The organism is Streptomyces sp. JN8 (assembly GCF_055808075.1).
On sequence record NZ_CM147852.1, the window covers coordinates 7,542,804 to 7,568,484 of the forward strand.

A 25,681-nucleotide genomic window follows, 5' to 3' on the forward strand; every position below is an offset into this window, starting at 1 on the left:
CCTCCAGGGACTCGCTTGACCTTCACACCGATGTGAGGGTTCGAGCATAGATCCATGGCCAACGACTCGACAGCGGCGGCCCGTTCCGCCGCGCCCGCCGCCCGGACTCCCGCCGCGCCGCCCGCCGCGGGGCCGGCCCCCGCCGCCCCCTCTGACGCTCCCGCCCCGGCTGCCGCGGACCGGACCACCGCTCCCGCCCCGGCTGCCGCGGACCGGACCATCGCCCCCGCCCCGGCACCCGCCTCCGGGCGGCTGCCGCTGCTCGCGCTGCTCGCCCTCGCCACCGCCGTCTTCGTCACCAGCCTGACCGAGACCCTCCCCGCCGGCGTCCTGCCCGCCATGAGCGCCGACCTCGGGGTCGGCGAGGCCGCCATGGGACAGGCCGTCACCGTCTACGCCCTCGGCACCGCCCTCACCGCCGTCCCGCTGGCCGCCCGCACCGCCGCCTGGCGCCGCAAGCGCCTGCTCCTCACGTCCGTCGCCGGGTTCGCCGCCGCCAACACCGTCACGGCGCTCTCCTCCTCGTACGTCCTCACCATGGGCGCCCGCTTCCTCGCCGGGGTCGCCGCCGGCGTGGCCTGGGCCCTGCTCGCCGGCTACGCCCGGCGCATCGCCCCGCCGCACCTCCAGGGCCGCGCCGTGGCCGTCGCCATGACCGGCATCCCGCTGGCGCTCTCTCTCGGCGTACCGGCCGGCACCTTCCTCGGGGAGGCGGTGGGCTGGCGGGCCGCCTTCACCGCCATGACCGTGATCGCCGCCGCACTCCTCGGCTGGATCGCCCTCGCCGTCCCCGACCTGCCGGGCGGGGAGCGCGGCGGGCGGGCGCCGGTCGCCCGGACGCTGCGGGTGCCCGGTGTCCTCCCCGTCCTCGCCGTGACGTTCACCCTCGTGCTGGCCCACACCGTGCTCTACACCTACGTCTCCGCCTACCTCGGCCATCTCGGTCTGGCCGGCTCCACCGGGCTCGTCCTGCTGGTGTTCGGCGTGGCCTCGCTCGCCGGGATCTGGTTCACCGGACGGCACATCGACCGCCGGCTCAGGGTCCTGACCCTCGGCGGCACGCTCCTCGTGGCCGTGGCGGCCGCCGCGCTCGCCGCCCCGGCCGGCGGCACCGCTTCCGTCCTGGCGGCCGCCCTGCTCTGGGGGCTCGGCTGGGGCGGCGCGCCCACCCTCCTCCAGACGGCCGCCGCCGAGGCGGGCGGCGCGCACGCCGACACCGCCCAGACCCTGCTGGTCAGCCTCTGGAACGCGGCCATGGCGGCGGGCGGCGTCGCCGGCGGCGTCCTGCTCGACGCCCTCGGGGCGGGCGCCCTGTCCTGGAGCGTGCTCGTCCTCCTCGTCCCCGTCGTGGCGATCGTGGCGGGCGCGCGCGCCCACGGCTTCCCGGCCCGCCGGTGAGGCGCCCGGGGAAGGCCCGAAGGCCCCCACCGCGCCGATGCGGTGGGGGCCTTCGGGTGGACGGGGCCGACCGGTCAGGCAGCCGGCGGGACCCGCGACGGGCGGCCTCCGCCGCGCGTCAGCACGTAGCCGCCGATGCCGGCGAGGGCCGCGAGTACGCCGCCCGCCGCGGTCCAGAGCCAGCGGTCGGACCACCAGCCGGAGGACCAGCCGTCCTCCGGGGCCGCGGCCTCGACCGCGGACGGCCGGCCGGCCTCCTCGTCGGCCTCCGCCAGGTCGGCCGTCTTCGCCCCGGGCACCAGGGGCGCGGCGAGCGCCCCGTCGGTCGCGTAGGCGCCGCCCTTGTCGACGGTGCCGACGCCGAGCCGCGCCGTGAACGGCTGGCCGAGGTCCTCGTCCGGCAGCGCGGCCGCGGTCAGCCGCACGTAGTAGCTGCCGGGCAGCGGATCGTCCGACCAGGCGTCGGCGGAGGCGCGGACCGGCCGCAGCACGCAGGTGAGCCGCACGGTCGCGGTCTCCTTCGCCGCGGCACGGGACTGGGTCCCGTACATGCAGGGCTGACGGCGCCGCAGCCCGTCGTAGACGTCGACCCGCCAGGTGGCGGAGCCGTGCCGCAGGGCGGAGTCGGGCAGGGTGACGGTGGCGTCCACCGTCGGCCGCTGCCCGGTGTCCGCGGGGAACACCCAGTACAGGTAGTCACCCGTGGCGGCCTGCGCCGTGGCCTGCTGCCCCGGGAGGAAGCGGGCCGCCGTGCGGAACGTGGTGCCGGCCTCGGTCGGCCCCGCCGTGGAGCGGCCGTCCTCGCCGGACGACGTCGAGGGGGACGGCGAGTCGGCCAGGGCCGCCGGGGAGACCGGCCCGAGCAGGGCGGCTCCCGCGAGGGCGGCCGCGGCGAGCGCGCGTACGGTACGCATCAGTGGGTCCTCCAGACAGCGACGCGCCAGCGGGACAGCCAGCCCCAGAGCAGACCGGCGACGAAGCCGACGAGCACCAGCGCGCCCAGCAGCCACCAGCCCCGGCCGAGGCCGAAGGAGGCCACGTCCGAGGCGGTCGACGGGCCGTCGACGACGTCCACCGTCAGCTCGACGGGCATGCCCGGGGTCGTCTTGACCGACGGGGGAGCGGAGAACGAGTTGCTGACCTGGAGGCAGACGGCCTCGGCGGCCGGCTTGCCGTCCTCCGGGTCGTCGAGCTCCGGCTTCGGATAGCGCAGACCGGTCGAGATCACGTCGGTGCGCCCGTCGCCCGCCTCGGAGCCGCGGACGATCTCCCGGCCGTGCCGGGTGACGGCGCGCAGCAGGACGCCGTAGTCGTTGTTGACGGCCCGGTCGGCCGACACGCTGACGGAGGCCCGGAGTTCCTGGCCGGGCAGCAGGTCCACCCGGTACCAGCGGTGCTGGCCGAAGGACTCGCGGTCGGTGTACAGGCCGGGCTTGAGCTGCGGCGCGTCGGCGCAGCGCAGCGCGCCCTCGGTGGCCACGGGGGTGACGACCGGGTCGGCCGCGCGGTCGACCAACTGCCGGACGCGGCGCGAGAGCTCCTCGGTGCGGTGGACGGAGGTGTACGTGCCTCCGGTGGCCTCCGCGATGCAGGTGAGCTGGCGGCGGGTCTTGGCGTCGGGCACCAGGCCCAGGGTGTCGATGACGAGGTGGATGCCCTTCGCCGCGATCTCGCGCGCCACCTGGCACGGGTCGAGCGGGGCGCAGGTGTCCTCGCCGTCCGTGATGAGCACGATCCGCCGGGTGGCCTCACCGCCCTCCAGGTCCTCGGCCGCGCCGAGGAGCGCCGGGCCGATCGGGGTCCAGCCCGTCGGGGCCAGGGTGGCCACCGCGGTCTTCGCCTCGGTCCGGTCGAGCGGGCCCACCGGGTAGAGCTGCCGGGTGTCCTTGCAGCCCCGCTTGCGGTCCTGGCCCGGATAGTCGGCGCCCAGGGTCCGGATGCCGAGCCGGACCTCCTCGGGCACCGCGTCGAGGACCTCGTTGAAGGCCTGCTTGGCCGCGGCCATGCGGGACTTGCCGTCGATGTCCTTGGCCCGCATGGAGCCGCTGACGTCGAGGACCAGCTCGACCTTGGGGGATTCCTTCTCCGCCGGCGCGTCCGCGGTCGCGCCCGTCGGCAGGAGCGCGACGCTCAGGGCGGCGAGCAGCGCGCAGGCCCCGGTCGCCAGCCGTTTTCTCGTGATCATCGCCGGATCGTATTGATGATCCTCCGACAATCCAAAACCGGGGGTGGGCGCCGGAGGCCGGGGAGCGGGTGTGTGGCAACCAGCTCTGGTACGCCGGGGGCATCCTGTGAGACGCCGGCGGCCACCGCCCCGCTCATCGGCCTCGCGACCGGGGTCGTCGCCGGGATCTACCCCGCGCGCCGCGCCGCCTCCGTACAACCGGCGGAAGCGCTCCGCGGCTGACGGGGGACGCGCGGGCGACGGCGCTCCGGACCTCCGCTCCGGTCCGTGCTCAGCGGTGCTCGGGGTTCTCGAAGTCGAACCGGCAGCCGGCGTCCCACTCGGCGCGCTGGTTGCCGTGGGCGGGGATGCCGCCGCCGTCCTTGAGCATCCTGGCCAGGTGGAGCTGGTTCCAGGTCATGAAGGTCGTGTTGCGGTTCGTGAAGTCGTTCTCCGGCCCGCCCGAGCCCTCGTCGAGATAGGAGGGGCCGGGGCCGGCCGGGCCGACCCAACCCGCGTCCGCCTGGGGCGGAACGACGTAGCCGAGGTGCTGGAGGCTGTAGAGGACGTTCATCGCGCAGTGCTTGGCGCCGTCCTCGTTGCCGGTGATCAGACAGCCGCCGACCCGGCCGTAGTAGGCGTACTGGCCGTGCTCGTTGAGGATCGACGAGCAGGAGTAGAGCCGCTCGATCACCTTCTTCATGACCGAGGAGTTGTCCCCGAGCCAGACGGGCCCCGCCAGGGTCAGGATGTCGGCGGCCATCACCTGGGAGTAGACCACCGGCCATTCGTCCGTCTCCCAGCCGTGCTCCGTCATGTCCGGCCAGACACCGGTCGCGATGTCGATGTCCACCGCCCTGATCACGTCGACCCGCACGCCCTGGCGTTCCATGATCCCGGTGCTGAGGTCGATCAGCCCCTGGGTGTGGCTGCGCTCCGGGGAGCGCTTCAGGGTGCAGTTGATCACCAGGGCGCGCAGGTCGGCGTACGACGTCGTCGGGTCCGGCACGGATTCCTCCTCCATACGCTCCGGGCGGACGGGGCGGCACCGGAGATGTCCCGGTACAGCTCAGCAGTCCTTCGGGCCGGGCGCTCGTGGAGCTGGGCCGGTCGCCTGACGGACCGGCCGCCGTGACCGGCCCCGCGCAGCCGCTCCCGGGTGGGGAGCCGCTACGCGGGCGGGTGCGAGGGCACCGCGTCGACGAGGGCCGCGAGGGCCGCCCCGAGCGCCTCGACCCCGGGGCCCGGTCCGCCCCCCGGCCCGTTCGGGTAGACGTCGCGGCGGATCTCGATCATGAGCGCGGCGACCCGCGGGTCCTTGCCGTAGCAGGACAGCGGTACGTACGTCCCGGCGAACGGGGTGTCCGAGGCGAGGCCCCCGAAGCCGCCGAACGCCTTCCGGGCCGCGTCGAGCAGGGCGGGCGGCGTGTGGAAGGCGTCGGTGCCGAGGCAGATCGGCGGGCGGGCCACGTCGCCGTGCAGTTCGTACGGGAGCGGGTCGGCCGGGTACGAGTGGACGTCGACGACGACGGCCCGGCCGGTCGCCGCGAGCCGCTCGGCGACGGCGGCCTCCATCGCCTCGGCGTACGGCGTGAAGTAGCGGTCGAGCAGGGGCGCCGGGTCGAACTCGGTGGGCCTGAGCGCGGCGCGGTGCGTGGTGCGCGTGTACACCGCGCCCATCCCCACGGCCAGCATCTCCTCGCGCTCGTCGGGGAACCGCTCGGGGTCGACCACCAGTCGCGACAGGCGGTTGACGAACCGCCACGGGGTCGCGCCCGCCGAGGCCGCGGCGACCGCGGCGATCTCCGCGGTGTGCGCGTCGGTGATGTGGTCGAGTTCCCGCTCCAGGCCCGCGTCGTCGAGCAGGATGCCCGCGCGCACGTCCGGGGGTATGACGCGGGAGGAGTGCGGGACGTGGAGGAGGACGGGGGAGTCCGGGGCGCCGGCGAGGACGTCGTACGAACGTGAGGTCATCGGTCCACCCTTCCACAGCCCGCCCGCGCCGCGGGGGTCACAGGCGGTCGACCGTGACCACCGCGTGGACGGTCTTCCCGTCCGGTCCCGACTCCACGGTCACCTCCCGGCAGAGCCGGAGCACGATCGGCCAGCCGTAGCCGCCGGGGTGCAGATGCTCGCCCCGCTGGTACCGGGGCTCCTCCCCGCTGGCGTCGGACACGGACACGGTGACCCGGTCGCGTTCGACGCCGATGCCGAAGCCCGTGACGCCGCCGGCGTGCAGGTGGGCGTTGGTGACCAGCTCCGACGTGACGAGGAGAAGGTCCTCGATCTGGGCCGGACACAGGGGCCCGAGTCCCGCGAGGGTGTGCCGGACGAACTGCCGTGCGTCGGCGGGTGTGCGGACCGTCGACGTGCCTTCGTCGACGGCGTCGAGCGGGTCCGCCCCGAGGGCCGGGGGCAGGGTGTCGCTCCAGGTCTTCATCACGGATCCCTTTCTTCCTGTTTCTGACGCTTTCCTCATCAGGTGATGCGTTTCGTCTTCCCGGTCGGCGTGGAAAGAAGCCTCCCCCCTGCCGTGAACGGGCCGCCGGATCGGCCCGGGAGTGACCGCGGGAAGCCGGGGTACGCGAACCCGGATCCCTGAGCGCACGGCGCCGCGGAAGACCGGTCGAGCCGAGGAGGGCGGGACGCGCTGAGGGGCCGGTGCGGGCCGGAGAATCGGCCCGCACCGGCCCCTCAGCGGGCCGTACGGGGGTGGCGGACGCCTCGGTGGTCGGCTCCACCGCCGTCCGCCGTCGCCCTCGGGGGCGCGCGGAGCGTCAGGAACCGTCCCACGACGGCGCCGCGATGTACGAGGGCCGCCGGACGGGCGCGGAGAAGGGCGCCTCCGGCTGGTTCTCGACGCTGTTGAAGACGAGGAACACGTTGCTGCGGGGGTACGGGGTGATGTTGTCGCCCGACCCGTGCAGGGCGTTGCAGTCGAACCAGGTCGCGGAGCCCGCCGGACCCGTGAAGTGGCGGATGCCGCAGGCCTCGGCGAAGGTGGTCAGCGCCTCGTCGGACGGCGTGCCGGCGTCCTGCATCTGCAGCGACTTCTTGTAGTTGTCCTTCGGCGTCTCGCCCGCGCAGCCGAGGAACGTCCGGTGCGAGCCCGGCATGATCATCAGGCTGCCGTTGGTGGTGTGGTTCGGCGTGAGCGCGATGGACACCGACACGGTCCGCATCCTCGGCAGGCCGTCCTCGGCGTGCCAGGTCTCGAAGTCGGAGTGCCAGTAGAAGCCGCTGGCCCCGAAGCCGGGCTTGACGTTGACCCGGGACTGGTGGACGTACACGTCGGAGCCGAGGATCTGGCGGGCGCGTCCGACGATCCGGGGGTCCTCGGCGAGCCGGCCGAAGACCTCGCTCATCCGGTGGACCTCGAAGACGGAGCGGATCTCCTGCGAGCGGGGCTCGACGACGGAGCGCTCGTCCGCGCGCACGACCGGGTCGGAGACGAGCCGGTCCAGCTCCGCCCGGAGCACCTCGACCTCGTCGGGGGTGACGATCTCGTCGACGGTGAGGAAGCCGTCGCGGTCGTACTCCTCCAGTTCGCGCGTCCAGAAGGGGCCTGCCATGCCGGGCTCGGACCACACCACGGGGTCCTTGCGGCCGATCAGCTCTTCCTTGGGGCCACGGGTGGGGTACAGGTCGACGGGGCGGGTGGGTGCGGAGGGCATGAGGGAGCGTGGTTCCTTTCGTTCGGGAAGCCGGTGCGGCGTGTCGGTGTCGGTGTCGTCCGGTGCCGTCCGGGCTCAGGCGTCGTCGGACGCGGGAGCGGGCTCGGTCAGCAGGGGGTAGACGCCGTTCTCGTCGTGGTCCTCGCGGCCCGTCACGGGCGGGTTGAAGACGCACAGGCAGCGGAAGTCCGCCTTGACCTTGAGGGTGTGGCGCTCGTGGCCGTCGAGCAGGTACATCGTGCCGGGCACGATCGTGTAGGTGCGGCCCGTCTCGTGGTCGGTGAGCTCGGCCTCGCCGGCCGTGCACACGACGGCCTCGACGTGGTTCGCGTACCACATGGCGGTCTCGGTGCCGGCGTACAGCACCGTCTCGTGGAGGGAGAACCCGACGCGTTCACGGGCCAGGACGATGCGCTTGCTCTCCCAGGTGCCCGACGCGGCCCGCACGTGCCGCTCGGTGTTCTCCAGCTCGTCGAAGGTACGGACGATCATGGGGTGGGGCTTCCTTTCGGTTCGTCGGTCGGTTCGTCGGTTCGGAAGGGGTCAGGCGGTCCGGCGGACGGCGCGGGCCAGGATGCCGAGGCCCTCGTCGAGTTCGTCGTCCGTCGCGGTCAGCGGCGGCAGCAGCTTGACCACCTCGCTGCGGGGGCCGGAGGTCTCCACGAGGAGGCCGTGCTCGAAGGCGTCGCGGCACACGGCGTCGGCGCGCTCCCCGTCGGCGAACTCCATGCCCCACACCAGTCCGCGGCCGCGGACGGACAGGGCCATGCGTCCGTCGGTGCCGCACAGGTCGAGGAGGGCGCGCTCCACCCGGTCCGCCCGCTTCAGGGTGCGCCCGCGGAGGGCGCCGTCCCGCCAGTACGCGTCGAGGGCGGCCGTCGCGGTGACGAAGGCGGGGTTGTTGCCGCGGAAGGTGCCGTTGTGCTCGCCGGGCTGCCAGACGTCGAGCTCCGGCCGGAACAGGCAGAGCGACATGGGCAGGCCGTAGCCGCTGATGGACTTGGAGAGGGTGACGATGTCGGGCGTGATGCCCGCCTCCTCGAAGGAGAAGAAGTCGCCGGTGCGGCCGCAGCCCATCTGGATGTCGTCGACGATGAGGAGCATGTCGTGGCGGCGGCAGAGCTCCGCGAGAGCGCGCAGCCACTCGGCCCGGGCGACGTTGATGCCGCCCTCGCCCTGGACGGTCTCGACGATCACGGCCGCGGGGTGGTCGAGACCGGAGCCGGCGTCGTTGAGGAGACGCTCGAACCACATGAAGTCGGGGAGCTGCCCGTCCAGGTAGTCGTCGAAGGGCATGCGGATGGCGTGGTGCAGCGGGACGCCCGCGCCGGCCCGCTTGGCGGCGTTGCCGGTGACGGCGAGCGAGCCGAGCGACATGCCGTGGAAGGCGTTGGTGAAGGAGACGACCGTCTGCCGGCCGGTGACCTTCCGGGCGAGTTTCAGCGCCGCCTCGACGGCGTTGGTGCCCGTCGGGCCCGGGAACATCACCTTGTAGTTCAGGGCGCGGGGCTCCAGGACCGTGGAGTGGAAGGTCTCCAGGAAGTCGCGCTTGGCGGTGGTCGACATGTCGAGCCCGTGGGTGACGCCGTCACTGCCCAGGTAGTCGAGGAGGGCCCGCTTGAGCACGGGGTTGTTGTGGCCGTAGTTCAGCGAACCGGCGCCGGCGAAGAAGTCGAGGTAGGGACGTCCGTGCTCGTCGTACAGCCGGGTGCCGCTGGCACGCTCGAAGACGACGGGCCAGGCGCGGCAGTAGCTGCGGACCTCGGATTCGACGGTCTCGAAGACGGTGGGCGTGGCGATGTCGGTCAGGGTCACGAAGTCTCCAGAGTGTGGTTCGAATGTGGCGTTCGCGGGCGACGGCTCAGGAGCGCGGGGGACCGAGCGGGCCGATGCGGTACAGCACCTCGGACTCGTGTCCCGCCGCGGGGAACGCGGAGGCCGGGAACAGCTCCTCCTGCGTCACCTGCGCGCCGTGTCGGCGTGCGAACGACCGGAACAGCCGGTCGGAGGCGAGGTTCCCCGGGGTCACGGTCGCCTCGATCCTGCTGATCCTGTGCTCGGCCGCGACCTGCGCGGACAGAGCGTCGAGCAGGGTCCCGGCTACCCCGCTTCCCCGGTGCGAACCCTCGACGGCGATCTGCCAGACGAAGAGCGTGTCGGGCTGGTCGGGACGCAGGTAGCCGGTCACGAAGCCGATGGGTCGGCCGGAGGCGTCACGGGCGACGGTGGTCGTGTCGGCGAAGTCGCGGCACCACAGGAGGTAGCTGTAGGGCGAGTTGAGGTCGAGTTCGCCCGAGCCGCGTGCGATCCGCCAGAGCTCGGCGCCGTCCGCGATCGTCGGGGGAGTGGTGCGGGCGGTCGTGGTGGTCAGGCCTGTGGTCAACGGGGTCATGGGCGCCGAAGCTACCGAGTGGATCTCGGAACTTCCTGGTCCGAGGGGGTTGTTATGGACACCATGCTGTGATAGATGCAGCAACGGCTTTTGTAGCGCGAAATGTGTCCTGCGTCTCACGAAAAAGAGGGGCAGAAGGGGGCGAAGTGACCGTTTATAACGGGTGGGTAACGCCTTCCGGGTGTGTCGCCCCTTCGCGCCAAGAGCGTGAGAACATCCGCCATTTCACGTTTGAAGGGGGGCGCAGCGGTCAGGCGTAGGGGCTCGTTCGTGCAGGTGGCCCGCGAGGGCCGGGCCGGAACGCGGCGGAGCCGGGCCGGGTACGACGACCCCGGCCCGGCTCCGCACGCTGTCGCGGCCGGCGGCCTACCAGATGGCCTCCACCCACTCCGGGTGGTCGATGAAGGGGTTCCGGTTGCCCTGGTAGGTGTTGTAGATGACGTCGTTGCGGCGCTCCTCGAAGGCGCTCGGCGGGTCCTGCTCGTTCCACTGCTTCAGGACCGAGAGGCGGCCGTGGAAGCGGACGCTTCCGTTGGTGGTCGACTCGTTGGGCTCCAGGTCGGCCCAGGCGTCGTCGCCCTCGTACCGGACGGCCATGTAGAGGATCATCCGGGCCACGTCGCCCTTGTCGGCGTCGCGCGGCTCGAAGGAGTTGCTGTCCGTGTAGCTTCCGGGGGCTCCGCTGACCGGGCTGCCGCCGTTGTCGAAGTCCTTGTTGCCGCGGATGCTGTTGACCTGGACGTCGGCCGCGCGCAGATGGTGCAGGTCGGTGCCGGGACCGGCCGAGGTGCCGAAGTTGCCGTGGGACTGGGCCCAGGTGTGCTCGCGGTTCCAGTCGCCGACATCGCCGCCGTTGAGGCTCTTGCTCCGCGAGGTCCCGCTGTAGAGCAGGATGACGTTGCCGGTGTTGGCGGGGTCCTGGTCGGTGACCTTCAACGCGTTCCAGACGGCGTCGTACGAGATCTTGCTCTGACTGCCGATGATGGTGTGCAGCGAGGACTTGAGGCTCGTGCCCGTCTTGCCTATCGCGTTCTTGTAGTAGGTGCTGTCGTACGCGGTGGTGGTGGCGCCGGCGGGGGTAGCGGCGACCGTGGGGAGCGTGACGCCGACGAGGGTGGCGGCGGCGGTCGCCGCCCACACCTTCCAGCTGCCGATCCGCACAACGGACATGGGGGGCCCTTTCCCGGGGACGGTACGCGGAGACGGCGGCCGTCGGCTCAACGGTGACGCTGTCTACGCGTGTTGACTTCGTGTCACCGGGAGAGTGGCACACGACAGGTACCTGTCATGTAACGGGGAGGGGGCTGTTCCATGACGAGTTCGTATAGGGCGGAACCCCGAGGCCCGGCACCGGACGAGTCGCCGCCGGCCCGGGCTCCGGGCGCGCCGCCCCGGCGGCCTCACGCGCCCCGGACGTCCACCGGCATGCCCTTCGGCTCCTTGATGCGCTTCATGATGATCTGCGAGTTGACCTCGGTGACCCCGGTGAGGGTGGTGAGCCGCTCGATCCACAGCCGCTCGTACGCCGCGAGGTCGGCGACCGCGATCCGCAGCAGGCAGCCGGGACTCCCGAACAGCCGGTAGGCCTCGATGACGTCCGGCACGTCCTGGAGTGCCTCCTCGAAGGCCTCGACGGTCTCCCGGTCCCGCCGCACCTCGACCGAGACGAGCACCTCGAAGCCCCGACCGAGCGCCTCGGGGTCGATGATCGCCCGGTACCCCTGGATGACCCCGTCCTGCTCCAGCTGGCGCACCCGGCGCAGGCAGGGCGAGGGGCTGAGCCCCACCCGCTGGGCCAGTTCCTGGTTGCTCAGCCGGCCGTCGTCCTGCAGCTCGCGCAAGATGTGGAGATCGATTCGGTCCATGGCGCAATTATCTACCACGATGAAACGGTACTGCGGCTGATTTCGCAATCGCCTTGCGCGCCTTCTGTCCTATCGTTGCCGAGCAGGTTGATTCAGGTACGGAACGAGGGCGGCAGGCATGAAGCGGACGAACGACGGGGGAGCGCGCCGGATCGTCGTCATCAGCACCGGCGGCACCATAGCCAGCCGCTGGCAGGGCACCGGTTACGCGGCCGACGCCTCCGGCGACGACGTCCTGGCCACCGCCCCCCTGCCCGAGGGCGTCACCGTCGAGGTCGTCGACCTCTTCAACGTCAACAGCTCCCTGATGACCGCGGCCCACCAGCTGGCCCTGCTGCGGACCGTCCACGAGACCCTCGCCGACCCCGGCGTCGACGGCATCGTGATCACCCACGGCACCGACACCCTCGAAGAGACCGCCTTCTTCCTGGACCTCCACCACACCGACGCCCGGCCGGTCGTCCTCACCGGTGCCCAGCGCCCCTTCGGCACCGGCGACGGGGACGGTCCCGGCAACCTGTACGACGCGCTCCAGGTCGCCTCCTCCGTCAGCGACCTCGGTGTGCTCGTCGTCTTCGACGGACGCGTCCACGCCGCCCGCGGCACGGTCAAGACCCAGACCCTCGCCGCCGACGCCTTCTCCGACCCCTCGGCCGACCGCCTGGGCCGGGTGGGCTTCTCCCGCGTGGACATCGAGCGGCAGCCGGAGCGCCCCGCGCCGCTGCCGCTGCCCGCCGCCGCGGACAAGGCCGACCCCGGCGCCCCCGGCGCCGTGCCGCTGCCCCGGGTCGCGATCGTCACGCACCACTCGGACGGCGACCCCTTCCTGCTGAACGCCGCCGTCGACGCCGGCGCCCGCGGCATCGTCCTCGTCGCCACCGGCGCCGGCAACGCCACGCCCGAGATCGCCGCCGCCGTGGCCGACGCGGTCGCCCGCGGCGTCCTGGTGGCCGTCACCACCCGGGTCCCCGCCGGCCCGCTCGCCGAGATCTACACCGGTGGCGGGGCCGTCGACCTCGTCGCCGCCGGAGCCCTGCTCACGGGCACGCTCCGCGCGGCGCAGGCGCGGATCGCGGTCCTGGCGACGCTGCTCGCCGGGGACAGCCACGGCGCGGGCGACACCGCCCTGCTGCGGCGGCTCCTCGACGGGCCCGTCCGCGCGGAGCCCGCCCTCGCCACCGGCGGCTCCCGCTCGGCCTCGGCGGTCGCCGCCCGCGCCTGACCCGGCGCACCCCAGAACCCCGGCTCGCGGGCGGCGCACCCCCCCGCCCGTCCGCGAGCCGGAGCCAACCTCCGCAGCCGGCGCCCCCGCGGGCACCCGCGCCCGCCGAGCCGCGCTCGCACGTCCGCGTCCGCGCTCCCGGTCGGCCCGCCCGCGCCACCACGGCGGCCGGCGACGTTCCCGGACACGAACCGGTCGCCGACGCCCGCGCCACCAGCCGCGAAGGCCCCACGGTTCTTCGCGGGCGGCCCGCCCCGCCTCGCCCCGCCGCTCGCCGGCACCGGACGGACCGCGCCGCCGACCGCCTCCGCGCCCCTCCCCGCCCCGCTCGCGCGGGACGGCACCCCCACCCCTCCCCGCCCCCGCCGCCCTCCGGGCGAGCCCCGCACCCCAAGGACCCGCCTCCATGGCTCCCGCACCGGCCCCGCACCCCGTCCCCGTCCGCCGCGAGCACGACCTCCTCGGCGACCGGGACGTCCCCGCCGACGCCTACTGGGGCGTCCACACCCTGCGCGCCACCGAGAACTTCACCGTCACGGGCACGCCGATCGCGGTCTACCCGCTCCTGATCGACGCGCTCGCGGCCGTCAAGGAGGCCGCGGCCCGCGCCAACGAGGAACTGGGCCTGCTGCCCGCGGACAAGGCCGACGCCATCGCCGGCGCCTGCCGGGAGATCCGTACCGGGCGGCTCCACGACCAGTTCGTCGTGGACGTCGTCCAGGGCGGCGCCGGCACCTCCACCAACATGAACGCCAACGAGGTCGTGGCCAACCGCGCCCTGGAACTCCTCGGACACGCCAAGGGCGACTACGGCCGCCTCCACCCCAACGAGGACGTCAACCTCGGCCAGTCCACCAACGACGTCTACCCGACCGCCATCCGCATCGCGGCGATCGGCGCCGCCCGCGAACTCCTCCTCGCCATGGCCGTCCTCCAGGACGCCTTCGCCGCCAAGGCCCTGGAGTTCCGCGAGGTCGTCAAGATGGGCCGCACCCAGCTCCAGGACGCGGTGCCCATGACACTGGGCCAGGAGTTCTCCACGTACGCCGTGATGCTGGAGGAGGACCGCGGCCGGCTCGCCGAGGCCGTCGAGCTGATCCACGAGATCAACCTCGGGGCCACCGCCATCGGCACCGGCCTCAACGCCGCCCCGGGCTACGCCGAAACCGCCCGCCGCAACCTCGCCGAGCTGACCGGCCTGCCGCTCGTCACCTCGGCCAACCTGATCGAGGCCACCCAGGACTGCGGCGCCTTCGTCCAGCTCTCGGGGGTCCTCAAGCGCATCGCGGTCAAGCTCTCCAAGACCTGCAACGACCTGCGCCTGCTCTCCTCCGGCCCGCGCGCCGGACTCAACGAGATCAACCTGCCCCCGGTCCAGGCCGGTTCCAGCATCATGCCCGGCAAGGTCAACCCGGTCATCCCCGAGGTCGTCAACCAGGTCGCCTTCGAGGTGATCGGCAACGACATCACCATCACCATGGCCGCCGAGGCCGGACAGCTCCAGCTCAACGCCTTCGAGCCGGTCATCTTCCACGCCCTGTCCAAGAGCCTCCGCTCGCTGCGCGCCGCCTGCCTCACCCTCGCCGACCGCTGCGTCAGCGGGATCACGGCCAACACCGAGACGCTCCGGGCCGCCGTCGAGAACTCGATCGGCCTCGCCACCGCGCTCAACCCGCACCTCGGCTACACCGCCGCCACGGCCATCGCGCAGGAGGCGCTGGCCACCGGGCGCGGAGTCGTCGAACTCACCCTGGAGAAGGGCCTGCTGCCCGCCGACCGGCTCGCCGAGCTGCTCACCCCCGAGCGCCTCACCGGAGCCCCGGGTCCGGCACCGGCCTGACCCTCCCGCTTCCGGCCCGGAGTCCCGGGCCGGAAGCGGGGCTCCGGGCGGCCGGTCGCCACGCTCCGGAACCCGGCCGGAAGTTACCCGTCGGTTTCTCGTGACTTCCCCGATGGTCGACAGTAGAACAAGTTCTCATTCGCCCCCGAGTGAGGAACGTCACATGAGCGAAAACCCCCTGCCCGCAAAGGGATTCGGCGGCGTGAGCCGCCGCCGCTTCCTCGCGGGAACAGGTTCTGTTCTTGGTGCTGCCGCCCTCGTCGGCCCCGGCACCCCGGCCCAGGCCGCAGCCCGCCTCGCCGACACCCCCATCCCCACCGGCGCCCACGTGCCCGCCCTCGTCATCGGCACCGGATACGGCGGCTCGGTGGCCGCCCTCCGGCTCGCCCGCGCCGGTGTCGCCGTGCACATGGTCGAGATGGGCATGGCCTGGGACACCCCCGGTCCCGACGGCAAGATCTTCGCCAACACCACCCGGCCCGACTACCGCTCCTTCTGGCTGCGGACCCGCACCAAGCAGCCGCTGAGCAACTTCCTGGGCTTCCCCCTCGACAAGGACGTCCCCCGGTACACCGGCATCCTCGACGCCGAGGACTTCGCCGGCATCACCGTCTACCAGGGCAGGGGCGTCGGCGGCGGCTCCCTCGTCAACGGCGGCATGGCGGTCACCCCGCGCCGCGAGAACTTCGCCGCCATCCTGCCCACCGTCGACGCCGCCGAGATGTACGCCACCTACTATCCGCGCGCCAACGCCGGACTCGGCGTCACCGGGGTGGACCAGGCCTGGTGGGAGAGCGCCGCCTGCTACCAGTACGCCCGCGTCGGCCGCAAGCACGCCCAGCGCTCCGGCTTCCCCTTCGTGTTCGTCCCCAACGTCTACGACTGGGACTACATGAAGCAGGAGGCCGCCGGCGCGGTCCCGAAGTCGGCCCTCGACGGCGAGGTCATCTACGGCAACAACGCCGGCAAGAAGACCCTCCAGAAGACCTACCTGGCCCAGGCCGCCGCCACGGGCCGCGTCACCGTCTCCGCCCTGCACAAGGTCACCTCCGTCACCCCGGCGGCCGGCGGCGGCTACACCGTCGCCATCGACCAGATCGACACGACCGGCGCCACCCTCGCGAGCAAGACCGTCACGGCCGACAAGGTCTTCTTCGCCGCCGGAAGCATCGGCACCAGCAAGCTCCTCACCCGGCTCAAGGCGACCGGGGCGCTCCCCGCCCTCAACAACGAGATCGGCAAGGGCTGGGGCGACAACGGCAACGTCATGTGCGGCCGCGCCAACCACATGTGGGACGCGACCGGCAAGCTCCAGTCCGCCATGCCCACCGCGGGCATCGACAACTGGGACGCGGGCGGCGCCTTCGCCGAGGTCGCCCCGCTGCCCACCGGCATCGAGACCTACGCCTCCTTCTACCTCTCCATCACCAAGACGCCCCACCGCGCCGAGTTCACCTGGAACCCGGCCACCGGCAAGGTCGACCTGAGCTGGGACCGCGCCTGGAAGCAGACCTCCATCGACGCGGCGAAGACCATCTTCGACAAGATCAACTCCAAGGAGGGCACGATCTACCGCACCGACCTCTTCGGTGTGTACAAGATCTGGGGCGACCACCTCACGTACCACCCGCTGGGCGGCGCGGTCCTGGGCAAGGCCACCGACAACCACGGACGCCTCCACGGCTACTCCGGGCTGTACGTCATCGACGGATCCCTGATCCCCGGCAACGCCAGCGTCAACCCGTTCGTCACCATCACGGCCCTCGCCGAACGCAACATCGAGCGGATCGTCGCCGAGGACTTCTGAGCACCGGAGGCGGCTCCGCGCGCGCCGTACGGGAAGGGCCGGCCGGGAAGCACCCGGCCGGCCCTTCCGCGCCCGCTCAGTGGGTCGGCAGCACGCAGACCTCGTCGAGCCCCAGTACCCGGTTGAGCCGGCCGAACGCCAGCCACGACCCCAGGCTCATCGTCAGCTCCACGATCTCCGCCTGGCTGTACCGGGCCGTCATCCGGGCCCAGAACTCCTCGTCGAGCCCGTGGTGGTCCAGCGCGTACCGCTCCGCGTACTCGGCCGCCATCCGCGTCCGCTCGTCGAAGGACTCCGAGACCTCCGTCTCCCGCCACGCCGCGACGACCTCGTCGAAGCCCTCCTCGACCTTCGCCCCGTCCCGGTCGGTGCGCCAGTCCAGGCAGAAGCCGCAGCCGTTGATCTGCGCGATCCGCAGCCGCGCCGCCTCGAACTCGCGCAGCCCCAGGGTCGTGTGGGCGTACACCGACAGCGAGAAGTTCGCCGCCGCCGTCCCGATCTCCGGGACCATGTCGCCCCACACGTACCCGATCGGCTCCTGGCCCTCGGGAATGTCGATGATCATCGCGGACTCCTCCCCAGCTTCCCCACCGCCGGCCGCAGCGGCACGTCCAGCGCGTCGTACAGTCCCGGCTCCGCGGCCACCAGCCAGTCGATCGCGCCGACCAGCCGGCCCACCGCCGTCGCGTTCCCGCCCGCCGAGCGGTTCTCGCCCTCGGCGGTCGCCGCCACGGTCACCTCGATCCGGGGGCTCCCCTCGACGATCACCCGGTGCGCCCCGGCGCCGTCCGGCGGCACCGGCCAGTCCGGCGCGCACGAGGGATGGATCCGGGTCACGTGCTCGATCACGATGCGGGGCTCCCCGCCGACGATCCCCTGCACCTCGAAGCGGATCGCGCCCTGCGTGCCCGCCTCGAAGACCCCCATCGTCCGCGTCTTCACGGTCGACTCCAGCGGGCGCCGGTCCACCGTCTCGCGGATCTCGTCCAGCTCGGCACCGAGCGCGCGCGCCATCAGGCGTATCTGCCCGCCCCACACCATCGTCGGCACCGACGGCAGCAGCATCGGCGGCTCGTACTCCAGCGGCCTGCCCATCCCGATCAGGTCCCGGACCGACTCCTCCTGCTCGTACGTCGAGTAGTCGAAGATCTCCTGGCAGCGGATCACGTCCACGGTGCTGCCGAGCCCGCTCACGAGCAGCGGCAGGACGTCGTTGCCCCAGCCGGGGTCCACCCCCGACACGAAGAGCGAGCCGCCGCCCTCGGCGACGGCCGCGAGCACCGGATCCCGGAACTCGGGCGGCGCGTTGCGCTGGTCGTAGAGCGGATACAGCGCGGGGGTCACCACCACCGCCCCCGACCGCACCGCCCGCGCCACGTCGTCGAGCGCCCCGTCGGGCCGGGTGTCGCCCGAAGCCGCGTACACCACCGCCCCCGGCCGCCCGTCGAGGACCGCGTCCACCTCGTCGACAGCCGCGACCCCGAGGTCGCGGCCGAGCCCCGCCAGCCGGCCCGCGTCCCGTCCGACCTTCGCCGGATCGGAGACCAGCACCGCTGCGAGTTCCAGCCCTGGATGGGCGTCCACGGCGCGGATCGCCGCGCGCCCGACGTTTCCGGTACCCCACACCACCGTCCGAATCATGCGCGGAGGGTAGCGCCGGGCACCGGAGGTTCCCATACCCGCGACGCAATGATCTGACGAATCGTCAGATCTATTCGCGGGGGCGGCCGGACGTCACGGCAGCCGCAGCGTGACGAACGGCACCGTGTCACCCGGCAGCAGGTACCGCTCGACCTCCACGAAGCCGCGTGCGAGCGCGAACCGCAGCCCCTCCTCGTTCGAGGCGAGCACCACCGTCTCCACGCCCTCCCCGCCCAGCGTCCGGGCGTGCGCGAGCCCCCGCTCGTACAGTGCGGTCCCCACGCCCCGCCCCCGGAACCCGGGCAGCGTCCGCGCGATGACCGTCGCCGCCGCGGTCTCCCCGTCCGGCGGCCGCACCGTCGAACAGCCCACCGGCGTCTCGCCGAGGTACGCGACGTCCAGCCGGTTGCGCCCGGCGCGCTCGCGCACCTGCTCGGGGGAGAGGACGGCCGTCGGGATGATCGTGTTGTGGATGGCCCGCCAGTCCGCGAGCCGCGCCTCGCCGAGGGCCGGCTCGATTCGAAGATCGTTCATCGGAGCAGGAAAGCGTGCCCCCGCGCCCCCGGTCAACCGCATGACCCGCGCCCCCGGCCGACCGCATGCCCCCCGCGCGACCCGCGCCCCCGGCCGACCGCATGCCCCCCGCACGACCCGCGGCGACCGGGCCGGCCGGCGACCCCCCGCCGGACGCGGCCGTACGGGTGAGGGCGCGAGACCCGCCGCAGCGCCGCCCGCCGATCGGGTACGCATCCACGCATTGCCCCCCGGCCAGGAGGAACCGTCCATGCCCGTCCACAAGGGCGCCACCGCACTGCTCGGCGCCGGCACGCTGTGCGCGGCGCTGCTGCTCGGCGCCTGCGCGAGCACCGCGCCCCCCGCCCCCGCCGCACCCGCGGCCACGGCCGCCTCCGTCCCGCCCGCGTCCGACGCCCGCCCGGCCGGAGCCGCGCCCGGCGGCCCGGGGGAACCGGCGAGCAGCATCGCCTCCGCGCCCGTCCCCGACCCCCGGATCCCCGGCATCGGCCCCGCCACCCAGGCCCTCGTCCCCGACGGCACCGGCCAGGCCCTCGTCGTCACCGGCTCCACCGCCGACGACAACACCTCCACCGCGACCCTCTACGAGCGGAACCCCGGCGGCGGCTGGACCGCGACGGCGGGACCCTGGCCCACCCACAACGCGCTGCGCGGCTGGACCGCCGACCACGCGGCCGGCGACCTGCGGACCCCCATCGGGGTCTTCCGGCTCGACGACGCGGGCGGCCGGCTGCCCGACCCCGGCTCCCGCCTCCCGTACGACCAGGACCCCGAGTTCGCCATCAGCGGCACGGGCCTCTCCGGCGAGCCCCTCGAAGGCTCCTTCGACCACGTCATCGCCATCGACTACAACCGCGTCCCCGGCCGGAGCCCGCTCGACAAGGAGCGTCCGCTCGGCGCAGAGAAGGGCGGCGGGGTCTGGATCCACGTCGACCACGGCGGCCCCACCCAGGCCTGCATCACCCTCGAACGCGAGCCGCTGCGCCGTCTCATCCGGGCGCTCGACCCCGCCGAGGAGCCCGTCATCGTCATGGGTCCCGCCTCCGACCTGGCCGGCTGAACCGCTCCGGCGGACACCGCGGGCGCGCGCCGGGCGGGCACACCCGGCGCGCGTGCCCTCACTTCCCTCCGCCGCTCCCGACCGCCCCGCGGAACGGGCCGGTGTGCAGCCGGACCTGCTCAGGGGTCAGATACGCGTCGGTGTACTCGAAGTCCCGCAGCGTCCCCGACTTCGACGCCAGGAACCCGGTCCGTACGAAGTCGTCCCCGGCGACGGCGTTCAGCAGCCAGTTCGTCATCACCCGGGTCTTCGCCACGTTGGTCCGCAGCGCCCCCCAGTGGTAGGCGCGGGCGACGGCCTGCGCCGGCGCCCCGTGCAGTTCCACGCCGAGCGGCTTCGAGACGCCGTCCATCCCGCCGAGGTCCACCACGAGCCCCAGGTCCTTGTGCACGTACGGGTGGGTCGGTTCGCGGCGGAGCGTCGACACCAGGTTGTCGGCGACGGCCTTGCCCTGCCGCATCGCGTGCTGGGCCGTCGGCGGGCAGATCGCGCCCTCCTCGCCCTTGGCGAGGTCCGGTACCGCCGCCGCGTCCCCGAGGGCCCACACGCCGTCCAGCCCCGGCACGGCCATCTCGGCCGACACCACGAGCCGTCCCTTGAAGGTCTCCGCGCCGAGCGTGCCGATCAGCGGGCTCGCCGCGACCCCGGCCGTCCAGATGAGGGTCCGGCTGGGCAGCACGCGGCCGTCCGTGAGCGTCACCGCCTCGTCGTCCACCGAGGCCACCGACACGCCGAGCGACACCTCGATGCCGCGCTTCGTCAGGATGTCCGTCGCCGCCGCGCCCAGCTTGTCGCCCAGCTCGGGCATGAGCCTCGGCGCGATGTCGACCAGGTGCCACTTGATGAGCTTCGGGTCGATCCGCGGATACCGCTTGGCCGCGTTGTGGGTGAGCAGCTGGAGGCAGGCCGCCGTCTCCGTGCCCGCGTAGCCGCCGCCGACGACCACGAACCGCAGCCGCGCGGCCCGTTCCTCCTCGTCGTTGCTCGCGTCCGCCAGGTCCAGCTGGGCGATGACGTGGTCCCGGATGTACACGGCCTCGGCGAGGGTCTTCATCCCGCGGGCGTGCTCGGCGAGCCCGGGGATGTCGAAGCTGCGGGTCACGCTGCCGGGCGCGAGCACCAGGTGGTCGTAGGGCTCGGTGACGTACTCCCCGGCGATCGTCCGCACCACGCAGACCTTCGCCGCCGTGTCCACGCCGACCACACCGCCCGGCACGATCCGGGTGCGGTGCCGTTCGCTGCGCCGCAGCGACAGGGCGACCGACTGGGGGGTCAGCACCCCCGCCGCCACCTGGGGGAGCAGGGGCAGGTACAGCTGGTACGAGAACGGGGAGAGGAGCGTGAGCTGTGCCTCCCGCTCCGCGAGGCGCCGTTCGAGCCGCCGTACGCAGGCGACTCCGGCGAATCCGGCGCCCACCACGAGAATCCTCGGTCGCGTCACGCTGTCCGCCCTTCCGTAGGAGCGTGCAAGAAGCCATCGCATCGGGATGATCAAGCCGCAGAGGAAATTTTCATCCGACTACCCGGGATGCACCCTTTCTATCGCCAAAGGCGGCGGATCGCCCTTCGGAGCGGTCCGCCGCGGTCCCGGCGGTCCGGTCGCAGCGGCGCCGGGTGCGGGTTACGTTGCCGAAGGCCCCGCGCGGGCGGCCGGAACCCTCCCGGAAGGCGGAACACCACGCATGACCACGTACAAGGTCGGCTACTTCGTCGGCAGCCTGTCGAAGGACTCCATCAACAGGATCCTCTCCCGGGCCCTGCTCCGGGTGGCGCCGCCGGGGATGGAGTTCCAGGAGATCCCCATCAAGGACCTCCCGCTCTACAACCACGACTTCGACGCGGACTACCCGCCCGAGGGCCGCGCCCTCAAGGAGGCCATCGCGTCCGTCGACGCCGTCCTCTTCGTCACCCCCGAGTACAACCGCTCGCTGCCCGGCGGCCTCAAGAACGCCATCGACTGGGCCAGCCGCCCCTGGGGCACCAACTCCTTCACCCACAAGCCGTCGGCGGTCATCGGAGCCTCGCCCGGCAAGATCGGCACGGCCGTCGCCCAGCAGAGCCTCCGCTCGGTCCTCAGCTTCTGCAACTCCCCGCAGATGAACGCCCCCGAGGCCTACATCCAGTTCGTCCCGGGGCTCTTCACCCCGGACGGCGAGGTCACCGACCCGACGACCCAGCAGTTCCTGACCGACTTCATGGCCGACTTCAAGACCTTCATCGAACGGGTCCTCACCGTCCTGCCCCAGCGCTGACGGGGTCGGCACCGGCGCCGCGAGGCTCAGAGGACGACGATCCCCAGCGGCCGGGAACCCGCCGGGAGGCGCCGGGTGTCACCCGACTCCAGGTCGACGACGCTCAGGCCGTCCCAGAAGCCGTCGCGGGTGAACCCTCCGGTCACATAGGCGGTGCGGCCGTCCGCGGAGACCGCCACGTCCTCGTGCGGCCCGTCGAGCGGGTAGACCCGCTCGACGCCGTCCGGCCTCCGGACGGTCAGCGAGGGCCCCTCGTCCTCGTCCGGATCGATCGGCCCCGTGCCCACCGTCAGGAGCGTGCCGTCGGCGGTCACCGTGGTGCCGTGCTGGTGGGTGTCGGCGGTCATCGGCTCGACGGTCGTCCGGCCCGTCCGCGGGTCGACGACCGCCAGCCGCTCGCCCTCGAAGGGCAGGAGCAGCTTCCCGTCCGACGGCCGGACGGCCGTGTAGTGCGGCTTCAGCCAGGAACCGAGTCCGCCCTCCGTGCCGTACGGGGCGACCTCCACCCGGCGCGGTACGAGGGTCCCGGCGTCGACGACCGTGACGTCGAAGGAGTCGTGGTTCGTCGCGTAGACCTCGCCGCCGTCGCGGGACACGTCCACGTCGAAGGGGCGCCGGCCGACCGGCACCGTGTCCGTGACCCGCAGGGCCGCCGTGTCGATCACCTCCAGGGCGCCGTTCCCGCCCGGCACGTTCACCCCCACGTACACCCGGCGCCCGTCCGGCGCGAGGGCGATGCCCATGCCGCCGCCGCGGTACTCGCCGGTGGTCGCCGGACCCGTGGCGGTCTCGTAGCGGACGAGCGCGATCCGCTTCCGGGTCGCGGTGTCCACGACCGCGACGCCGTCGGCGGTCGCCACCCAGGCCCGCCCGTCCTCGCCGAGCGCCAGGCCGTAGGGCGCGGTGCCCACCTCGACCGAGCCCGTGGCACCCCGCGCCGGGTCGACGAAGGTGACGGTGTCGGAGCCGAAGTCGGTGACCAGCAGGGTGTCCGCGACGGGCCGGCCGGCGGGGGAGGGCGTCGCCGTCGCGGGAGCTGCGGAGGCGGAGGGGGTGCCGCCGGCGGACGTCCCGGCCGGTGACGCGGGACCCGCCGGGGAGGGCGCCTCCCCGGACCCCTGCCCGCAGCCGGCGAGCAGGACCACGGCCACGGCCCCGGGCAGGAGCACCCGGGCGGTACGGGGCGCACGGCGGTTCTTCGGCATGACGGTCTCCTCGCGACGGCGGACACGGGCGGCCCGTCCGGGGACGGGTCCGCACCCTGCCCCGATCCTCCGGCCGCCCCCGGCCCGGTGCGGTCCACCGCCCGGCCCCGGTCCGCCCGCGGGACGGACGACACGGGGGTCGACCGATCGGACGACCCCGGCCGGGGCCGGGGGTGTCCTGCCGATCAGGCCGGATCAGCGCGTGACGCCGTCCAGCAGGCAGAGCGCCCGCTCCAGGCAGAGCGCCGTCGCCTCCGGCGCGAAGGACGGCGCCCCGTGCTCGGCGAACAGGTGCGCGTCCCCCGGGTACAGGAAGAGCCGCCGCTCCGCGGCGTCCGCGACCAGCGCGCGGGCCGCCGCCAGATCGCCGTCGTCGACGAAGAAGGGGTCGGCGTCCATCCCGTGCACCTGCACGGGGACGCCCTCGGGCCACTCCGCGCCGAACTCGGACACCGGAACGCAGGCGCTGAACAGCAGCGCACCGAGTGCCCCCGGCCGCGTCTGCGCCAGCTTCTGCGCGGGCAGCGCGCCGAGCGAGAACCCGGCGTAGACGATCTCCGCGGGCAGCTCCGCGGCCGCCCGCTCGCCGCGCTCCAGAAGGGTGCCGAAGCCGACCTCCTGGGCGTGCCCCACGCCGCTCGTGAGGTCGGTGAAGGTCCGGCCCTCGTAGAGGTCGGGAGTGTGCACGGTGTGCCCCGCCCGCCGCAGCTCCTCGGCGAACGCGCCGACTCCCGCGGTCAGCCCGAGACAGTGGTGGAAGAGCAGAACCTCGGCCATGTCGTCATCCCCAGTCGTCCGTACGCGGCCCCGCCCGTGCGGCACGGACCGTCCGCCAGCAGCATGGCCCATGGCACCGACAACGCCCGGAAACGCGTGTGAGGGACCGTCCCGAGCGCGACCGGCTAGCGCATCGGCCGGTGCGGCAGGACGGCGCCGGCCTGGCCCACGACGCCCGAGGGGCCGCCGACGCCCATCGGACCGCCGACGCCGGGGTGCGGAGCGGCACCCTGGGGCGCCACGGCGCCCTGGTGCACCGGGAGCGCGCCCGCTCCCGCGTGCGCGACGACCCCCTGCTGCGGTCCCTGGGCGCCCTGCGGCGGCACCTGGATGACCCGGCTCAGGTCCCGCATGACCTCCTCGGCGACCTGGCGGACGTCACCCGGAACATCCCCCCGCTCCCGTATGAGCTCGGCGTAGATCGGTGCCGTGCCGTCCGCGTGGTTCATGGGGCTCGCTTCCTTCGTCTGCGCCGGTGAGGTCACCGACGGGGAGACGGCGAGTCTACGGGGCACCACCGACAGCCCCCGGAGCGAGCCCCCGCACACCACCCGGCGCAGCGCCCCGGGCCCCCGAAAACCGCTGTCCTCCCCGGCTCCGAACGCCGACAATGGATCATCGAACACCCGGGAGGGACCCCATGAGCCAGGCGACCCTGACTCTGCACGACCTGATGCCGTCCGAAGAACTCGCCGCCGCGCTCGCGGACGGGCACGTGACGCGCAAGAGGCACCCCGAGCTGCCGCTGTCGATCTACACGTACACGCGCGCGTGCCAGTACGCCCAGCACTGGAACCGGGCCACCACCCGCTGCCGCGGCCTCGTCGCCGACGACGCCACGGGACGGATCGTCGCGCTCCCCCTCCCCAAGTTCTTCAACGTCTCCGAGCACGCCGCCGGCCGTCCCTACGCCCCGCCGCTGCCCGACGAGCCCTTCGAGCTGTACGACAAGGTCGACGGCAGCCTCGCCGTGGTCTTCCACTACGACGACCGCTGGCACGCGGCCTCCAAGGGCTCCTTCACCAGCGCCCAGGCCACCTGGGCGCAGCGCCGGCTCGACTCCGCCGACACGGCCGGCCTGGTGCCCGGCGTCACGTACCTCGCCGAGGTCCTCTACCCCGGCAACCGGATCGTCGTGAACTACGGCGAGCGCCGCGACCTCGTCCTGCTCGCCGCCTTCGGCCGCGACGGGACCGAGGTCCCGCCAGCCGAGGCCGCCGCCGGCTGGCGGCCCCTGGGGTCCGTCGTCCGCACCTGGCCCGCCATGGACCTCGCCGAACTCGTCGCCCTGACCGAGTCCAACACCCTCCCCGGCGGCCACCGGGCCACCGGCACCGACGCCGAGGGCTTCGTGCTGCGCTTCGCCTCCGGCCTGCGGGCCAAGGCCAAGCTCGCCGAGTACGTGCGCCTCCACAAGGTCCTCACCGGCGTCACCGAGCGCGACATCTGGCGCGGCCACGGCATCCAGCGCTTCGCCGCCCTCCCGGCCGGCGAGGTCGCCAAGGGCCTCGGCTGCTCCGTGGCCGAGGTCGAGGCGGACGGCGGCAAGCCGCTCGACGCCCTCCTGGAGCAGGTGCCGGACGAGTTCGACGCCTGGGTGCGGGAGGTCGTCTCCGGCCTCGAGACCGCGGCCGCCGAGCGCGAGCAGGCCGTCGAGGACGCCTACGCCCGCCTGGCCCACCTCGCCGGTGACCGCGCCGCCTTCGCCCGCGCCGCCGCCGAGGTGCCCGACCGCGGCCTGCGGGCCGCCCTCTTCCTGCGCCTCGACGGGCGCCCGACCGACCTCCTCGTCTGGCGCGGACTGCGCCCCGAGGTCTCCGACCCCTTCGCCCACGACCAGGAGAACTGAA

Annotated in this window: 26 protein-coding genes; 8 read left to right on the plus strand and 18 right to left on the minus strand. The window is 73.4% G+C overall.

All coding sequences use genetic code 11. The features are described from left to right. Nucleotides 1-54: 54 nt before the first annotated feature. A complete protein-coding gene (locus tag ACY0MR_RS33165; RefSeq protein ID WP_473557117.1) occupies nt 55-1,398 on the plus strand; it encodes an MFS transporter in 1,344 nt (447 codons plus the stop codon). Nucleotides 1,399-1,472: 74 nt separating this feature from the next. On the opposite strand, the gene ACY0MR_RS33170 is transcribed toward ACY0MR_RS33165, so the two are convergent. Further along, nucleotides 1,473-2,312, minus strand: coding sequence for a hypothetical protein (locus ACY0MR_RS33170; RefSeq protein ID WP_388797250.1), 840 nt, complete (start codon nt 2,310-2,312; stop codon nt 1,473-1,475). Beyond that, on the minus strand, nt 2,312-3,583 hold the full coding sequence (locus tag ACY0MR_RS33175; RefSeq protein ID WP_473557119.1) for a VWA domain-containing protein: 1,272 nt from the start codon (nt 3,581-3,583) through the stop codon (nt 2,312-2,314). The genes ACY0MR_RS33170 and ACY0MR_RS33175 overlap by 1 nt, the downstream gene beginning before the upstream one ends. A gap of 72 nt (nt 3,584-3,655) precedes the next feature. On the opposite strand from ACY0MR_RS33175, the gene ACY0MR_RS33180 reads away from it, so the two are divergent. Continuing rightward, nucleotides 3,656-3,805, plus strand: coding sequence for an ABC transporter permease (locus tag ACY0MR_RS33180; protein WP_473557122.1), 150 nt, complete (start codon nt 3,656-3,658; stop codon nt 3,803-3,805). Between the two features lie 49 nt (nt 3,806-3,854). Here ACY0MR_RS33180 and ACY0MR_RS33185 read toward each other — a convergent pair whose 3' ends face one another. From ACY0MR_RS33185 to ACY0MR_RS33225, 9 genes are all read right to left on the minus strand, one after another. Next, nucleotides 3,855-4,571: a flavodoxin family protein gene (locus ACY0MR_RS33185; protein WP_473557124.1), complete on the minus strand. Its 717-nt coding sequence runs from the start codon at nt 4,569-4,571 to the stop codon at nt 3,855-3,857. A gap of 161 nt (nt 4,572-4,732) precedes the next feature. Next, complete coding sequence (locus ACY0MR_RS33190) at nt 4,733-5,536, minus strand: N-formylglutamate amidohydrolase (protein WP_473557125.1); 804 nt, start codon at nt 5,534-5,536, stop codon at nt 4,733-4,735. 37 nt (nt 5,537-5,573) lie between these two features. Beyond that, nucleotides 5,574-6,002 carry an ATP-binding protein gene (locus ACY0MR_RS33195; RefSeq protein WP_473557128.1) on the minus strand — a complete coding sequence of 143 codons (429 nt, stop codon included), beginning with the start codon at nt 6,000-6,002 and terminating at the stop codon, nt 5,574-5,576. A 337-nt stretch (nt 6,003-6,339) separates the two neighbouring features. After that, a complete protein-coding gene (gene thpD, locus ACY0MR_RS33200; RefSeq protein WP_361861536.1) occupies nt 6,340-7,236 on the minus strand; it encodes an ectoine hydroxylase in 897 nt (298 codons plus the stop codon). A 75-nt stretch (nt 7,237-7,311) separates the two neighbouring features. After that, nucleotides 7,312-7,728 (minus strand): ectoine synthase, encoded by a 417-nt coding sequence (locus ACY0MR_RS33205; RefSeq protein ID WP_361861533.1) that lies wholly within the window; start codon nt 7,726-7,728, stop codon nt 7,312-7,314. 51 nt (nt 7,729-7,779) lie between these two features. Further along, nucleotides 7,780-9,045 (minus strand): diaminobutyrate--2-oxoglutarate transaminase, encoded by a 1,266-nt coding sequence (ectB, locus tag ACY0MR_RS33210; RefSeq protein ID WP_473561959.1) that lies wholly within the window; start codon nt 9,043-9,045, stop codon nt 7,780-7,782. Between the two features lie 52 nt (nt 9,046-9,097). Next, nucleotides 9,098-9,628: a diaminobutyrate acetyltransferase gene (ectA, locus tag ACY0MR_RS33215; RefSeq protein WP_388797262.1), complete on the minus strand. Its 531-nt coding sequence runs from the start codon at nt 9,626-9,628 to the stop codon at nt 9,098-9,100. Nucleotides 9,629-9,994: 366 nt separating this feature from the next. After that, nucleotides 9,995-10,798, minus strand: a complete 804-nt coding sequence (locus tag ACY0MR_RS33220) for an endonuclease I family protein (RefSeq protein WP_361861525.1) — start codon at nt 10,796-10,798, stop codon at nt 9,995-9,997. A gap of 230 nt (nt 10,799-11,028) precedes the next feature. Continuing rightward, the gene (locus ACY0MR_RS33225) at nt 11,029-11,493 is read right to left on the minus strand and encodes an Lrp/AsnC family transcriptional regulator (RefSeq protein WP_473557131.1); all 465 of its coding nucleotides are present in this window, start codon (nt 11,491-11,493) and stop codon (nt 11,029-11,031) included. 118 nt (nt 11,494-11,611) lie between these two features. Here ACY0MR_RS33225 and ACY0MR_RS33230 point away from each other — a divergent pair, with 118 nt between their 5' ends. The 3 genes from ACY0MR_RS33230 to ACY0MR_RS33240 all read left to right on the plus strand — a co-directional run bounded on the left by ACY0MR_RS33230 (nt 11,612) and on the right by ACY0MR_RS33240 (nt 16,362). Further along, nucleotides 11,612-12,715 carry an asparaginase gene (locus ACY0MR_RS33230; RefSeq protein ID WP_473557134.1) on the plus strand — a complete coding sequence of 368 codons (1,104 nt, stop codon included), beginning with the start codon at nt 11,612-11,614 and terminating at the stop codon, nt 12,713-12,715. Nucleotides 12,716-13,121: 406 nt separating this feature from the next. Then, nucleotides 13,122-14,555, plus strand: a complete 1,434-nt coding sequence (locus tag ACY0MR_RS33235) for an aspartate ammonia-lyase (protein ID WP_388797271.1) — start codon at nt 13,122-13,124, stop codon at nt 14,553-14,555. A 163-nt stretch (nt 14,556-14,718) separates the two neighbouring features. Then, nucleotides 14,719-16,362 (plus strand): GMC oxidoreductase, encoded by a 1,644-nt coding sequence (locus tag ACY0MR_RS33240; protein ID WP_392865978.1) that lies wholly within the window; start codon nt 14,719-14,721, stop codon nt 16,360-16,362. A gap of 76 nt (nt 16,363-16,438) precedes the next feature. Here the strand turns inward: ACY0MR_RS33240 and ACY0MR_RS33245 are convergent, their stop codons facing one another. The 3 genes from ACY0MR_RS33245 to ACY0MR_RS33255 form a co-directional block, all read right to left on the minus strand. Beyond that, entirely contained in the window at nt 16,439-16,927 is a 489-nt protein-coding gene (locus ACY0MR_RS33245; RefSeq protein WP_473557138.1) for a carboxymuconolactone decarboxylase family protein, read from the minus strand. Next, a complete protein-coding gene (locus ACY0MR_RS33250; protein ID WP_388797277.1) occupies nt 16,924-18,003 on the minus strand; it encodes an NAD(P)H-dependent amine dehydrogenase family protein in 1,080 nt (359 codons plus the stop codon). The genes ACY0MR_RS33245 and ACY0MR_RS33250 overlap by 4 nt, the downstream gene beginning before the upstream one ends. A gap of 93 nt (nt 18,004-18,096) precedes the next feature. Beyond that, nucleotides 18,097-18,537 (minus strand): GNAT family N-acetyltransferase, encoded by a 441-nt coding sequence (locus ACY0MR_RS33255; RefSeq protein WP_388797280.1) that lies wholly within the window; start codon nt 18,535-18,537, stop codon nt 18,097-18,099. 250 nt (nt 18,538-18,787) lie between these two features. Between ACY0MR_RS33255 and ACY0MR_RS33260 the strand changes: the two genes are divergently transcribed. Next, nucleotides 18,788-19,597 (plus strand): hypothetical protein, encoded by an 810-nt coding sequence (locus ACY0MR_RS33260; protein ID WP_473557141.1) that lies wholly within the window; start codon nt 18,788-18,790, stop codon nt 19,595-19,597. A gap of 58 nt (nt 19,598-19,655) precedes the next feature. On the opposite strand, the gene ACY0MR_RS33265 is transcribed toward ACY0MR_RS33260, so the two are convergent. Next, nucleotides 19,656-21,038, minus strand: coding sequence for an NAD(P)/FAD-dependent oxidoreductase (locus ACY0MR_RS33265; RefSeq protein WP_361856194.1), 1,383 nt, complete (start codon nt 21,036-21,038; stop codon nt 19,656-19,658). 241 nt (nt 21,039-21,279) lie between these two features. Here ACY0MR_RS33265 and ACY0MR_RS33270 point away from each other — a divergent pair, with 241 nt between their 5' ends. Then, nucleotides 21,280-21,849: an NADPH-dependent FMN reductase gene (locus tag ACY0MR_RS33270; protein WP_388797286.1), complete on the plus strand. Its 570-nt coding sequence runs from the start codon at nt 21,280-21,282 to the stop codon at nt 21,847-21,849. 26 nt (nt 21,850-21,875) lie between these two features. Here ACY0MR_RS33270 and ACY0MR_RS33275 read toward each other — a convergent pair whose 3' ends face one another. The 3 genes from ACY0MR_RS33275 to ACY0MR_RS33285 form a co-directional block, all read right to left on the minus strand. After that, nucleotides 21,876-23,054: a YncE family protein gene (locus ACY0MR_RS33275; RefSeq protein ID WP_473557144.1), complete on the minus strand. Its 1,179-nt coding sequence runs from the start codon at nt 23,052-23,054 to the stop codon at nt 21,876-21,878. Between the two features lie 195 nt (nt 23,055-23,249). Next, complete coding sequence (locus ACY0MR_RS33280; protein WP_473557148.1) at nt 23,250-23,831, minus strand: dienelactone hydrolase family protein; 582 nt, start codon at nt 23,829-23,831, stop codon at nt 23,250-23,252. Between the two features lie 125 nt (nt 23,832-23,956). Beyond that, entirely contained in the window at nt 23,957-24,280 is a 324-nt protein-coding gene (locus ACY0MR_RS33285) for a hypothetical protein (protein WP_361856205.1), read from the minus strand. A 191-nt stretch (nt 24,281-24,471) separates the two neighbouring features. Between ACY0MR_RS33285 and ACY0MR_RS33290 the strand changes: the two genes are divergently transcribed. Beyond that, entirely contained in the window at nt 24,472-25,680 is a 1,209-nt protein-coding gene (locus ACY0MR_RS33290; protein ID WP_473557149.1) for an RNA ligase, read from the plus strand. Nucleotide 25,681 lies beyond the last annotated feature (1 nt).

Excerpts from the sequence above, each read along its gene's own strand:
- ACY0MR_RS33255 (WP_388797280.1), bottom strand. The coding sequence starts at position 18,537 with ATGAACGATCTTCGAATCGAGCCGGCCCTCGGCGAGGCGCGGCTCGCG.
- ACY0MR_RS33245 (WP_473557138.1), bottom strand. The coding sequence starts at position 16,927 with ATGATCATCGACATTCCCGAGGGCCAGGAGCCGATCGGGTACGTGTGG.
- ACY0MR_RS33280 (WP_473557148.1), bottom strand. The coding sequence starts at position 23,831 with ATGGCCGAGGTTCTGCTCTTCCACCACTGTCTCGGGCTGACCGCGGGA.
- ectA (WP_388797262.1), bottom strand. The coding sequence starts at position 9,628 with ATGACCCCGTTGACCACAGGCCTGACCACCACGACCGCCCGCACCACT.
- ACY0MR_RS33225 (WP_473557131.1), bottom strand. The coding sequence starts at position 11,493 with ATGGACCGAATCGATCTCCACATCTTGCGCGAGCTGCAGGACGACGGC.
- ACY0MR_RS33235 (WP_388797271.1), top strand. The coding sequence starts at position 13,122 with ATGGCTCCCGCACCGGCCCCGCACCCCGTCCCCGTCCGCCGCGAGCAC.
- ACY0MR_RS33220 (WP_361861525.1), bottom strand. The coding sequence starts at position 10,798 with ATGTCCGTTGTGCGGATCGGCAGCTGGAAGGTGTGGGCGGCGACCGCC.
- ACY0MR_RS33270 (WP_388797286.1), top strand. The coding sequence starts at position 21,280 with ATGACCACGTACAAGGTCGGCTACTTCGTCGGCAGCCTGTCGAAGGAC.
- ACY0MR_RS33195 (WP_473557128.1), bottom strand. The coding sequence starts at position 6,002 with ATGAAGACCTGGAGCGACACCCTGCCCCCGGCCCTCGGGGCGGACCCG.
- ACY0MR_RS33190 (WP_473557125.1), bottom strand. The coding sequence starts at position 5,536 with ATGACCTCACGTTCGTACGACGTCCTCGCCGGCGCCCCGGACTCCCCC.
- ACY0MR_RS33230 (WP_473557134.1), top strand. The coding sequence starts at position 11,612 with ATGAAGCGGACGAACGACGGGGGAGCGCGCCGGATCGTCGTCATCAGC.
- ACY0MR_RS33290 (WP_473557149.1), top strand. The coding sequence starts at position 24,472 with ATGAGCCAGGCGACCCTGACTCTGCACGACCTGATGCCGTCCGAAGAA.
- thpD (WP_361861536.1), bottom strand. The coding sequence starts at position 7,236 with ATGCCCTCCGCACCCACCCGCCCCGTCGACCTGTACCCCACCCGTGGC.
- ACY0MR_RS33285 (WP_361856205.1), bottom strand. The coding sequence starts at position 24,280 with ATGAACCACGCGGACGGCACGGCACCGATCTACGCCGAGCTCATACGG.
- ACY0MR_RS33260 (WP_473557141.1), top strand. The coding sequence starts at position 18,788 with ATGCCCGTCCACAAGGGCGCCACCGCACTGCTCGGCGCCGGCACGCTG.
- ACY0MR_RS33170 (WP_388797250.1), bottom strand. The coding sequence starts at position 2,312 with ATGCGTACCGTACGCGCGCTCGCCGCGGCCGCCCTCGCGGGAGCCGCC.
- ACY0MR_RS33240 (WP_392865978.1), top strand. The coding sequence starts at position 14,719 with ATGAGCGAAAACCCCCTGCCCGCAAAGGGATTCGGCGGCGTGAGCCGC.
- ACY0MR_RS33250 (WP_388797277.1), bottom strand. The coding sequence starts at position 18,003 with ATGATTCGGACGGTGGTGTGGGGTACCGGAAACGTCGGGCGCGCGGCG.
- ACY0MR_RS33175 (WP_473557119.1), bottom strand. The coding sequence starts at position 3,583 with ATGATCACGAGAAAACGGCTGGCGACCGGGGCCTGCGCGCTGCTCGCC.
- ACY0MR_RS33205 (WP_361861533.1), bottom strand. The coding sequence starts at position 7,728 with ATGATCGTCCGTACCTTCGACGAGCTGGAGAACACCGAGCGGCACGTG.
- ACY0MR_RS33165 (WP_473557117.1), top strand. The coding sequence starts at position 55 with ATGGCCAACGACTCGACAGCGGCGGCCCGTTCCGCCGCGCCCGCCGCC.
- ACY0MR_RS33275 (WP_473557144.1), bottom strand. The coding sequence starts at position 23,054 with ATGCCGAAGAACCGCCGTGCGCCCCGTACCGCCCGGGTGCTCCTGCCC.